Source organism: Geovibrio thiophilus, from assembly GCF_004087915.1.
GTDB lineage: Bacteria > Chrysiogenota > Deferribacteres > Deferribacterales > Geovibrionaceae > Geovibrio > Geovibrio thiophilus.
Map to the genome: position 1 here is coordinate 75,637 of NZ_CP035108.1, position 11,717 is coordinate 87,353.

Annotated in this window: 13 protein-coding genes; 12 read left to right on the forward strand and 1 reads right to left on the reverse strand. The window is 49.9% G+C overall.

What is annotated here, in order from left to right:
* Nucleotides 1-21: 21 nt before the first annotated feature.
* The 12 genes from fabD (at nucleotide 22) to EP073_RS00415 (ending at nucleotide 11,308) form a co-directional block, all read left to right on the forward strand.
* Nucleotides 22-939, forward strand: coding sequence for an ACP S-malonyltransferase (gene fabD / locus EP073_RS00360; RefSeq protein WP_128465193.1), 918 nt, complete (start codon nucleotides 22-24; stop codon nucleotides 937-939).
* A gap of 371 nt (nucleotides 940-1,310) precedes the next feature.
* On the forward strand, nucleotides 1,311-2,054 hold the full coding sequence (fabG, locus tag EP073_RS00365) for a 3-oxoacyl-[acyl-carrier-protein] reductase (protein WP_128465194.1): 744 nt from the start codon (nucleotides 1,311-1,313) through the stop codon (nucleotides 2,052-2,054).
* A 40-nt stretch (nucleotides 2,055-2,094) separates the two neighbouring features.
* Nucleotides 2,095-2,325, forward strand: coding sequence for an acyl carrier protein (locus EP073_RS00370; RefSeq protein WP_128465195.1), 231 nt, complete (start codon nucleotides 2,095-2,097; stop codon nucleotides 2,323-2,325).
* A gap of 96 nt (nucleotides 2,326-2,421) precedes the next feature.
* Nucleotides 2,422-3,660: a beta-ketoacyl-ACP synthase II gene (fabF, locus tag EP073_RS00375; protein ID WP_128465196.1), complete on the forward strand. Its 1,239-nt coding sequence runs from the start codon at nucleotides 2,422-2,424 to the stop codon at nucleotides 3,658-3,660.
* Entirely contained in the window at nucleotides 3,653-4,360 is a 708-nt protein-coding gene (rnc, locus tag EP073_RS00380; protein ID WP_128465197.1) for a ribonuclease III, read from the forward strand. Before fabF ends, rnc begins: the two co-directional genes overlap by 8 nt.
* On the forward strand, nucleotides 4,344-5,381 hold the full coding sequence (locus EP073_RS00385; protein WP_128465198.1) for a radical SAM protein: 1,038 nt from the start codon (nucleotides 4,344-4,346) through the stop codon (nucleotides 5,379-5,381). Before rnc ends, EP073_RS00385 begins: the two co-directional genes overlap by 17 nt.
* Entirely contained in the window at nucleotides 5,302-5,838 is a 537-nt protein-coding gene (gene rsmD / locus EP073_RS00390; RefSeq protein ID WP_128465199.1) for a 16S rRNA (guanine(966)-N(2))-methyltransferase RsmD, read from the forward strand. The genes EP073_RS00385 and rsmD overlap by 80 nt, the downstream gene beginning before the upstream one ends.
* Nucleotides 5,835-6,344, forward strand: coding sequence for a pantetheine-phosphate adenylyltransferase (gene coaD / locus EP073_RS00395; protein WP_128465200.1), 510 nt, complete (start codon nucleotides 5,835-5,837; stop codon nucleotides 6,342-6,344). The genes rsmD and coaD overlap by 4 nt, the downstream gene beginning before the upstream one ends.
* 142 nt (nucleotides 6,345-6,486) lie before the next feature.
* Nucleotides 6,487-8,418: a response regulator gene (locus tag EP073_RS00400; RefSeq protein WP_128465201.1), complete on the forward strand. Its 1,932-nt coding sequence runs from the start codon at nucleotides 6,487-6,489 to the stop codon at nucleotides 8,416-8,418.
* Between the two features lie 9 nt (nucleotides 8,419-8,427).
* A complete protein-coding gene (gene purM, locus EP073_RS00405) occupies nucleotides 8,428-9,462 on the forward strand; it encodes a phosphoribosylformylglycinamidine cyclo-ligase (protein WP_128467739.1) in 1,035 nt (344 codons plus the stop codon).
* Nucleotides 9,462-10,064, forward strand: a complete 603-nt coding sequence (gene purN / locus EP073_RS00410) for a phosphoribosylglycinamide formyltransferase (RefSeq protein WP_128465202.1) — start codon at nucleotides 9,462-9,464, stop codon at nucleotides 10,062-10,064. The genes purM and purN overlap by 1 nt, the downstream gene beginning before the upstream one ends.
* Nucleotides 10,061-11,308 (forward strand): M16 family metallopeptidase, encoded by a 1,248-nt coding sequence (locus EP073_RS00415; RefSeq protein ID WP_128465203.1) that lies wholly within the window; start codon nucleotides 10,061-10,063, stop codon nucleotides 11,306-11,308. The genes purN and EP073_RS00415 overlap by 4 nt, the downstream gene beginning before the upstream one ends.
* 106 nt (nucleotides 11,309-11,414) lie before the next feature.
* Here the strand turns inward: EP073_RS00415 and EP073_RS00420 are convergent, their stop codons facing one another.
* Entirely contained in the window at nucleotides 11,415-11,717 is a 303-nt protein-coding gene (locus EP073_RS00420; protein WP_128465204.1) for an RNA-binding S4 domain-containing protein, read from the reverse strand.

Genomic DNA, 11,717 nt, shown 5'->3' on the forward strand with positions numbered 1-11,717 from the left:
AATAATACGGACGGTAAAAAGATGACAAAAACCGCAGTGGTTTTTCCCGGTCAGGGCTCACAGTTCGCCGGAATGGGGAAAGATTTTTACGACAAATACGCAGAAGTACGCAAAGTTTTTGATAAAGCCGATGAAGTGCTTGGCTACAGCCTCACTTCAATTATGTTCAACGGACCCGAAGAGGATCTCAAGCTGACCTCCAACACCCAGCCCGCTCTGCTCACCATGAGTATTGGCATTTGGGAGGCGGTGAAAAATAAAATAAAGGCTGATTATTTCGCCGGACACTCCTTAGGCGAATACTCAGCCCTCGTTGCCGCTGGCGGCATAAGCTTTGAGGACGCCGTTCTTGCGGTGCATAACAGAGGGAAATTCATGCAGGAAGCCGTGCCCGTCGGAACAGGAGCAATGGCAGCCGTCATGGGTGCTGATGACGCAATCATAGCAGATGTCTGCAAGGCGTGCAGCAAACCCGGCTCCGTTGTGGAACCCGCGAACTTCAACTGTCCCGGGCAGACTGTCGTCGCCGGAAACGCCGAAGCGGTAAACCTCTTCTGTGAAAAAATCAAGGAAGCCGGCGCAAAAAGAGCGATCCTCCTCCCCGTGAGCGCTCCATTCCATTGCAGCCTGATGAAACCCGCTGCGGAAAAAATGGCAGCTTACCTCAAAAACATAAAAATAAACGATCTCCAAGCGCCCGTTTTCAACAATGTTAACGCAGAGATTGAAACGGACGCCGAAACAGTGTACAACTCGCTGGTTAAACAGGTGGCAAGTCCCGTTCTCTGGACAAAATCAGTTGAAAACATGGCGGCATCAGGCGTAAACACCATAATAGAAGTCGGCGCAGGCAAAGTCCTCACCGGACTTGTGAAGAAGATCAATAAAGAAATCGAAGTCAGAAACATCGGAACCCTCGGTGACGAAGACGGAATATAGACCACACAACCCCAAGGAAGGGGTTGCGCCGTGCGAAGCGAAGGATTGCTTTGCAATCCGCGAGCGGTTAAGGAAACGGACAGGATGTGCCGTTTCCGAATATAGTCAATACGAAGACGGAATATAGACCAGATAACCCGTTTACACTTTGCGGAGCAGGTAAAAGTTTTTGAAAGGGTCGGGGAAAAGCTTTTTTCAAAAAGTTTTCCCAGAAAAAACTAAACAAAGAACAGACTATAAACTTTTGTACTAGGGTATTGTTATGAGAAACCCTTTTTTAACAAAAAAAAAGTGTTTCTCAAACTCTTCCCAAAAAACTGTATCTTAGGACAGGATGTACCGTTTCCGAATAGAGTCAGGGAGTCAACAGTATGCTTAAAGATAAAATCGCGCTTATAACCGGAGCATCCAGAGGCATAGGCAGAGACATAGCTATTGCATTTGCCGCACAGGGTGCATATGTTGCTGTCAACTATTCATCCAGCCCCGTTAAAGCGGAAGAGGTCGTGAAGGCGATACTTGACGCGGGCGGACGGGCATTTGCCGTGAAGGCGAATGTTTCGGACGAGGAAGAGGTTAAGGCGATGTTTGACAAAGTGGAGGAAGTAACAGGCTCCACTGTCGACGTGCTTGTGAATAACGCAGGCATAACGAAAGACGGTCTGCTCATGAGAATGAAAACCGAAGACTGGCAGACAGTTATGGACGTTAACCTTAAAAGTGCTTTCCTCTGCACACGTTTTGCAGTAAAAGGCATGATGAAAAAGCGCTACGGCAAGATAATAAATGTGTCAAGCATAGTAGGCTTCATGGGCAACGCCGGACAGGCAAACTATGTGGCAAGCAAGGCGGGGCTCATAGGTCTCACCAAAACAGCCGCCCTTGAGTTTGCCTCAAGGGGTATAAGGGTGAACGCAATAGCGCCCGGATTTATAACAACTGATATGACCGACGGACTCAGTGAGGAGATTCAGCAGAAGATGATCTCCATGATCCCCCTTGCGGCTTTCGGCTCAGGGAAGGACGTGGCGGATACAGCATTGTTTCTCGCGGACTCCGGTTCGGATTACATAACGGGACAGACCATTCATGTTAACGGCGGAATGTACTTATAGGCACTGCCGAAAAAAAGAAAGAAACTCCAGGAGGATTTGAATGGATATCGCAGGAAAAGTAAAAGACATTATTGTTAAACAGCTTAACGTTGACGAAGCTGATGTGAAACCCGAGGCTTCCTTCATCGATGACCTTGACGCTGACTCTCTTGACACAGTGGAACTCATCATGGCTTTTGAAGAAGAGTTCGACCTTGAGATTCCCGATGAGGAAGCAGAAAAAATCAAAACCGTCGGCGACGCGATCAGCTACATCGAATCAGCGCAGTAATTAAACGCAGAATACGCACTTCCCGCAGAGCATAAAACTGCGGGCAGTGTTTCCACAATCGTCAAAGCACGAGTAACTAACAAACAGGAGGAACCTGTGAGCAGAAGGGTTGTTATCACCGGAATCGGTCTTGTGACACCGGTAGGAGTCGGAAACGATGAAAACTGGACAAACCTCATAGCCGGTAAAAGCGGTATCGGACAGATCACCAAATTTGATACTTCCGAATTTCCCGTCACTATTGCCGGTGAAGTTAAAAACTTCAATCCCGAAGAACTTGTCGATAAAAAGGACATCAAAAGATACGATGAGTTCATAGTTTTCGCACTTGCCGCTGCGGAAATAGCGTTCAGGGATTCAGGCATGAACCTTGAAACCATCGACAGAGAACGCTTCGGCGTTATCATAGGTTCCGGCATAGGCGGCTTCAAATCTACAGAAGACACTAAAGCGGCGTACCTTGCGGGCGGAATCAAAAAGATTTCTCCTTTCTTCATTCCCGCTTCCATCATAAACATGGGCAGCGGAGCCGTTTCCATACGCTACGGACTTAAGGGTCCCAACCTCAGCATAGTCACAGCATGCGCCACGGGAACACACGCCATAGGCGATGCCTTCAGAATCATTGCGCGCGGCGACGCGGACTATATGGTAGCGGGCGGAGCCGAAGCCTCGATCACAGAGCTTGCCGTGGGCGGCTTCTCCAATATGAAAGCCCTCGCCAAAAGGAACGATGAACCTGAAAAGGCCAGCAGACCCTTTGACAAAGACAGAAACGGATTTGTTATGGGCGAAGGTTCGGGCATACTGATCCTTGAGGAACTGGAGCTGGCAAAGGCGCGCGGAGCGAAAATCTACGCCGAAGTCGTGGGCTACGGTCTCACAGGAGACGCTTACCACATGACCGCTCCCGATGAATCCGGCGACGGCGCCATGAGAACAATGAGAATGGCTATAAAGGATGCAGGCATAACACCTGAAGACGTGGACTACATCAACGCCCACGGCACATCCACACCATATAACGACGCCATCGAAACAAGAGCGATCAAGGGCGTTTTCGGCGAACATGCGAAAAAGCTTAAAATCAGCTCCACAAAATCGATGACAGGTCACCTGCTCGGCGCGGCGGGAAGCGTTGAGGGAGCAATCCTCGCCCTTTCCATCAGGGACAGCATTGTGCCGCCCACAATCAACCTTGACACGCCCGACCCTGACTGCGACCTTGACTACGTACCCAACAAGGCCGAAAAAATTAATATACGCTACGGCCTCAGCAACTCTTTCGGCTTCGGAGGCACAAACGCAACCATTCTGCTGAAAAAATATGAGTAGCTACGACGAACAGATCAAATACGAAAATCTTGAGAGACTCCTGTCGTATCAATTTACGAGCAGGAGTCTCCTCCTTGAAGCTCTCACTCACCGCTCTTATTCCCATGAAAAAAGAACGAAAACCAATTACGAACGTCTGGAATTTCTCGGTGATGCGGTTTTACAGCTTGTTATCACCGAATATCTCCTCGAAAAATACAGGGATTACGATGAGGGAACCCTCTCAAAACTCCGGGGCTACTTCGTCAGCGAAGGCTTCCTGAGCATCATAGCCCATGAGATAGGTCTCGGCAGGTTCGTCCTCCTCGGCAAAGGAGAGAAGGCATCGGGCGGGATGTTCAAGGATTCCCTCCTCTGTGATATTTTTGAATCACTGGTTGCGGCGATCTACCGTGACGGCGGCTACGAAGAGGCAAGAAGAACAATAATTCACCTTTTCGGGCAGCGCATCGATGAAGACATATCCACCAACAGCTTCATAGACTCCAAAAGCGAGCTCCAGAAGCTCACCCAGAAGATTTACGGTGTTCTGCCCGAATACACCGTGCTTAAAGAGGTGGGACCGGAACATAATAAGACCTTCGTTGTGGAGCTTCATATTGAAGGCATCCTCCACGAAACAGGCGAAGGCAAAAGCAAAAAAAGCGCTGAAAAAGTCGCCGCCACCAAGGCATTGAACCGCCTTGCGCACGTCTCATAAAAAAATACTCCCTGTTTTTATCCCCTTTGCGGGATGCAGAAACAGGTGTATCTACTGCAATCAGCATAAAATCACCGGAACGGGCGGCTGCGGTCTTACGGAAAGCGCCGAACGGCAGATCGATAAATATCTCACATACTCAAGTACATGGGACGAGCTAGCCTTTTACGGCGGAAGCTTCACCTGCCTTCCTCAAAAGGACAGAACAGCTCTCTACTCACTTGCGCACGCAAGAGGATTCAATGCCCTGCGCTTCTCCACAAGTCCCGACTGCGTGGGGGAGGATGTTCTGGATGAGGCGGAAGCCTGCGGCGTGAGAACCGTTGAGCTCGGTGTGCAGTCGCTGTCCGAAACTGTTCTGCGCATGAATAAGCGTCCCTATGACGCAGCAGCCTGTCTTGAGGCGGTGAAAGCCGTTCAGAAGCGATTCATAACAGGCATTCAAATGATGACGGGCATGCACGGTGAATCAGCGGCGGATGTGATACATACCGCAGATACTCTCGCTGCCGTGAAGCCCGATTACGCCCGCATTTACCCCACTGTGGTTCTTGCCGATACTGAGCTTGCGGAGCTGTTTGAGTCCGGCGCGTATGTCCCCCCTTCTCCTGCTGAGATACTTCTCCGCACAGCGTACGCATATGCAGCCCTGACCTCGGCGGGCACAAACGTAATCCGTACCGGACTGCAATACACGGATAATCTTGAAAATTCCATAAAAGGCGGTTTTTACCACCCAGCTTTCGGCGACATGGTAAAGACGCTTATCACACTGATATATCTTCATAATTACGGCGAAATCCGTACCATGGAAGCGGATGCTCACAAGCTCCGCGGCTATAAGGCGCTTGCAAGAAAACATTTCCCTGATAAAATCATTACCGATGAAAGCTTTCAAACAGATTTCACTGAAATCTGCATGAAGACGAAGGAGCACATTTTTGAGAATAACGGCAGGAACCCTGAAAGGCATGCAGCTTCATACTCCGAAGAACTCATCCGTCAGACCCACAACGGATAAGGTAAGGCAGGCTGTCTTTTCCTCTCTTTTTGACGAGACCGAAGGGGCGGAAGTGCTTGATCTCTGCGCCGGAACGGGCGCATTCGGAATCGAAGCAATGAGCCGCGGGGCAGCGTCAGCCGTTTTCATAGACCTTTCAACAGACATAATCAAAAAAAACGTCCTTGACTCGAAGTTCAGAAACACACGCATCATCAAAGGCGACATCAAAAAAGAGATCCCCAGACTGACAGGTGTTTTCAATATCATATTCATCGACCCGCCGTACGGTCTGTTTCTTCCTCAGGAAATAATGAACCTCATCCACGAAAGCGGTATCTTACATCCTGAGGGAACCCTTATCTACGAAGAGAGCACCCGCACTGCTTTCCCTGCGGAGCCTGAACATTTCAAGGTGCTGAAGGAAAAGAAGTACGGAGAAACGGCAATATACTATTTAAAACGGATGCAGATATGAAAAGAGCAGTTTATCCCGGAACCTTTGACCCCATGACCATGGGGCATCTTGACATTCTCAAACGAAGCTCTATGCTTTTTGACGAGGTCATCCTCGCGGTGGCAAAAAGCGAAAAGAAAACCACCCTCTTCTCCATAGAGGAAAGAACCGAAATGGCAAAAACCGCCACGAAGAATATTAAAAACATACGTGTAGTTCCATTCTCCTGCCTGCTGGTGAATTTCATGAAGCGCATGGACAGCCAGATAGTTATCAGAGGGCTGCGCGCCGTGTCTGACTATGAGTATGAGCTTCAGCTAGCACTGATGAACCGCAAGCTGGATCCGAAGCTGGATACTGTGTTTCTCATGCCTTCACAGGAGTTTATATTCCTCAGCTCCAGTATGGTGCGCGAGATCGCAAGTCTCGGCGGTGACGTTTCCAAGTTTGTTCCTTCGGCAGTTTATGAAAAGCTGGTGAACAAACTCGGCTACCCGCCGGAAAATCCATGCGGCGGACAAAGCTAAGGTTTTGCGCCTCTTGTACGATTCTTAAACGGTGCGGAAGCTCAAAAAAGACTAATTATTTGATTTTGCCGTTATTTGGTGTTAGTTTAGCGTATAAGGGCGAAAAATACGCACAGTACAGTACCGTTCGGTGAGGAGTTCCATGAAAAAAGTCTTACTGATTGACGACAGCGTTACCATTCACAGGGTAATAGACATCTGCCTTGACAAGGACAGGTTCATCACGGAAAAAACCTTCTCCGCAGACGATGCAGTAATGAAGCTGAAAAACTCTCCCGCCGACATAGTTCTGCTGGATAACAAGCTCGAAGGGATTCTTCTGGGTGATTTCATCGCAAAGATCCGTTCGCTGGCTCCTGTTTCATGGATAATTCTCCTGACCGGAGCATTCGACCAGTTTGACGACAGCGACCTAGCCAGATCCGGCGCGGACGACTACCTTTTCAAACCCTTCGATTCACAGGCAATAGATCTTAAAATAAACTACGGGCTGAATACAGCGCACCGACCTGCGGCAGCGCCAGCAATGCCGGAGCAGATTATATCCGAGGAACAGACGGAGATTCTCCCCGCTGAGGAAGAATCCCCGGCGGAGGAAGCTGCCTTCATCGACCTTCGGCAGGAGGAACCGCCCGCTGAAGAGGCTGTCCCCTCATTTGAAGAAGAATCGGCAGAGCCGGAAACCGCTGAAGAGGAAATCCCCTCCGCGGAGGATATATTCTCCGAAGACGAGCCGGAAACCGAAGAAGCCGCAGGGAAATACGGAGAAGAGGACAGCGAGGACAGCTTCCCCTTTGACGATACGGAGCCCTCAGCAGCAGTATCCGAAGAAGAGAAGGCTGAGTTGGGGAATCTTTTCGGAGATATTGAAGGTCTTGCTGACATAGCGGATATTGCTGAGCCAGAAACAGCTGAGCCCTTGGAAGAAAGAGAGGAAGAGTCCTCTAAGGCTGAAGAACCGGAAGAGGATCTCGATTCCTTCCTGAAAGATCTCGACACCGCAGAAGCTCCCGAGCTTGAAATCATAGAGGAAGAGGAGACGGTTCCCGAACCTGCGGCTGAGGATTTCAGCGGACTGCTGGAAGAGCTGGGAGAAACAGAAGAACCGGCGCCGGAAGACATCCCCGAATACATCATTGAGGAAGAGGAAGCTTCCGACCCCTTCTCGGGGCTTACCCTGACGGATGAAGAGGACATGTTCGCCTCACCCGAGCCGGAAGCGGAACCCGCAGCTGAGTATGTCATAGAAGAAGAAAAAAGCGATGACGGCGACATCTTCGCGAATCTCATGCAGATAAGCGTTGAAGACGTGATAGACGATAAACCGGCACTCACGGAGGAAGAGATTCGGCAGGAAGCCGCTGAACCCGCAGAGACTGATGAGACTGATGAGACTGATGAGACTGCCCTCGATATTATCACTGAAGGCTTTCCTGAAACAGGAATACCTGTGGACGGAGAAATAGTTGACGAACAGCAGGAAGCGGATCTTTCCGCCGATGCGATAGAGAGCATGCCCATTGAGACGGATTTCTCCGAACTCACACCGGCTGATGAATCAACGTTTGAAGAAACCTCCGAAGAAACAGTGGAGGAGCCCGTTATAATCAGGGATGAGGAAACGGCTAATGTGATTGAGGAAGAGGTCACCTTCACTGAAGAAACACTGCCCGAACCGGAAACAGCCCCTTCTCCCGATGCAGATGCGCCTGAGGAGATCACTCCTGAGAAAGAGGAGCTCCCCGAAGCAGAGACAGAACCCGCCGAACCGGAATTCATCACAGTAGAAGAGCCCGAAGCGGAGCCGGCGGCATTTGAGGAATTTCCGGCTGAGCAGTTCGCCCCGCTGAAAGAGATGGAAGAGGATCACGAACCTGTTAAAGCACCCGCGGTCGGACTGGCGCAGGACGAAATAAAAGAGATTGTCTACCGCTCCTTTGACAGCGGAATGTTTAAAAGCGCCATTCAGGAAGTGCTTGCGGAAAAAATGGAGGAAGTGCTGAGAGAAGTGCTTCCCGAAATTGCCGAAATGGTTATAAGAGAAGAAATAGAGCGCCTTAAGAGAGGAGAATAAGTGGCAAAGATCGACTACAGAAGCAGCGGAGTTAATATAGACGAGGGGAACAGGTTCATAACACTCATAAAATCCATGGCAGAATCCACCTACACCGAAGGGGTTCTAGGCAGTCTCGGCGGCTTTGCCGGATTTTTCAGCCTGAAAGACGCGGCAGGGATGACCGATCCGGTTCTTGTAGCGGCGACAGACGGCGTGGGAACCAAGCTGAAAATCGCCTTTGATTCCGGCAAGCTGGACACAGTCGGTGTTGACCTTGTCGCAATGAGCGTGAACGATCTTGTGGTAACCGGAGCTAAGCCGCTCTTCTTCCTTGATTATCTGGCAACAGGCAAGCTGGCGCCGGAGGACATGGCGGAAGTGGTTAAGGGCATAGCAGACGGATGCAGGCAGTCCGGAACCGCACTGATAGGCGGTGAAACAGCCGAAATGCCCGGGTTCTACAAAGAGGGCGAGTTTGACCTCGCCGGCTTCTGCGTCGGTATACTTGACAAGGCGAAAATGGTGGACGGCAGCAAAGTCTCCGCCGGAGACGCCATAGTGGGCTTCGGCTCAACAGGTCTGCACAGCAACGGGTATTCTCTCGCCCGCAAAATCTTTTTTGACGAGCTGAAAATGGACGTGAAGGATGAAATAAACGGCAAGCCGCTTTATGAACTGCTCCTTGCGCCCACTAAAATATATGTTAAAACAGTCCTCACCCTTCTTTCCGAAGGTTTCGGCATAAAAGCCATGGCGCATATCACAGGCGGCGGCTTCTACGAAAACATACCCAGAGTGCTTCCCGAAGGGCTGAAAGCCGTTGTGGACAAAGACAGCTTTGCCATGCCGGAAATTTTCGGTATTATCACCTCCAAGGTAAGCATAGACAGCCGCGAGCTTTACAGAGTTTTCAACATGGGTATAGGCTTCATCGCTGTAGTACCGGCTGACGAAGCCGGAAAGCTCAGAGTCCGTGCTGAGGAGCTCGGCGAAAAAGCCTTTATAATAGGCAGGATAGCCGAAGGCGTGAAATCAGTTGAGATAAAAGGAATAGACTTCTGATGAGAATAGGGATACTGCTCTCCGGCAGGGGAAGCAACTTCAAGGCTATAAAAGCGGCAATAGACAACGGCGAAATCAAAAACGCGGAGATCGCCGCGGTAATCAGCAATAAATCCGACGCGGCGGGTCTCGCCTACGCGAAGGAATGCGGTCTGAAAACCGTTTACCTCAATCACAAGGACTTTGACGGACGGGAAGCGTACGACAGGGAGATAGTTAAGCATCTCAGCGAATCGGGCGTTGATCTCGTCTGCCTCGCAGGGTTCATGCGCATAATCTCCCCATATTTTGTGGAACAGTACCGAAACAGGATCATCAACATACACCCTTCACTTCTTCCCGCCTTTCCCGGGCTGGACGCACAGAAGCAGGCTCTGGACTACGGAGTCAAATTCGCCGGATGCACGGTGCATTTTGTGGATGAGAAGATGGACAGTGGCGCCATCATCCTCCAGAAATGCGTTCCCGTTAAGGATGACGACACGGAGGAAACACTCTCCGCGCGGATACTTGAGGAGGAACACAGGGCATACCCCGAAGCTGTGCGTCTGATCGCTGAAGGCAGGCTGAAGACAGAGGGCAGACACGTAAAAATATTATGAAAAAACTGCTGGCAGCATCGGCTCTCTTTCTGATAAGCCTCACAGCCTCCGCAGGAGACACAATGACACTTGAAAACGGAGTCAGATTTACAGTAATCGAACGCCCCTACACCGAGACGGTTTCCGTTTCGGTTTTCATAAAAGGCGGATTATTCAGGGAAAGCAAAACAAACAACGGCGTGGGCGCGCTCATGTCCTCCGTATGGGTCAAAGGGAGCAACATGCTCCGTGAGATGGAATTTTACGGAGGCAGCGTCGGGGCGGGTCAGGGAACTGATTCCTTTGAAATAGGCTTCTCCTCCACAGCCGAATACATGGACAAGGCTATTGAGCTTTTTTCCCCCTTCCTCTTTTCACCCGAATTCAGCGGGGATGTATTTGAAAGGGAGAAGGCTATACAGCTTGAAGAGATCAAAGCCATTCAGGATGATCCGTCATCTTTATCTTTCCGCAATTTCATGAAGCTCAGCTACGAAGGCACACCCTACGCCCTCACTATAGAGGGAGAAAAGGACAGCGTGGAGAAGCTCACACTTGATGATGTGAAAGACTTCTACCCTGTTATACTCCAAGGGAAGAGCACATTTGTAACCGTCGCAGGCAGGATAACGCCCGAACAGGTGCAAAAGCTTAAGACGATATTCGCAGCCGTTCCCGCAGGTACGGAATTTACGGCAGATTGTGCCTATCCGGCTCAGAAGGAAGAGATTTACAAGGAAGACCGTGATCCCAGAACTCAGCAGGCGAAGCTCTACGTGGGTTATGAAGCCCCCGAAGCGTCATCTCCTGAATACGCCGCGGTTAAGGTAATGACGGATATAATGGGCGGCGGCATGAGCTCACGCTATTTCTCGGAAATGCGTAAAAACAGAGGCTACGCATACTCGGTCGGCGCATTTTACCCGTCCAGACTCTGCAAATCAAGATTCGTTGGACACATAGGGCTGGAATACGCAAATGTTCCGGAGGCGGTCAAAGCCATGGAAGAAATAAACAAAACCTTCCTGAACACGCTGACGGATGAAGAGCTCACCAAGGTTAAAAACTACATGCTGGGCAGACTGCTAATAGAAACCGAAACCAACAGCAAGCAGGCATGGTACGCTAACTTCTTCCTGAACGCAGGACTCGGCAGCGGCTACCTGACAAAATATATCGAAGACATCAAGGCAGTGGATAAGGACGCGCTCAAAAAAGCGGCGGAGATATTCAACAAACCAAAAACTGTTTACGTGCTGAGGTAGAAGTTCAGATACCTGAAAAAACAGAAATCACAAAAGAATTGAGTCTTTGAAGGATTCGGGAAACTTTGTTCCAAAAAGTTTCCTGAAAATAGCCGGATTATAAAACTTATAACTCTTCATCATCTTCAAAGTCGGCAAAGTCGTCTGCGGTTTTGGCGCTGTATTCGAGGGTTTCGATGTAGAGAGGAAGATCTTTCTTAGGGATGCTTTTCTTTTCGGGAACCTGAAGCACTTTTATCTTTTTGCGGAAATTCCACATATCAAGCTCTATAACATCGCCCGCCTTAAGATTACAGGCGGGCTTGGCTGTGCGTCCGTTGACTGTGATGAAGCCTTCACCAGCCGCCTCATTGGCAACGGTTCTGCGCTTCATCAGGTTCATTGTCTTCAGAAACTTGTCCAGCCTCAT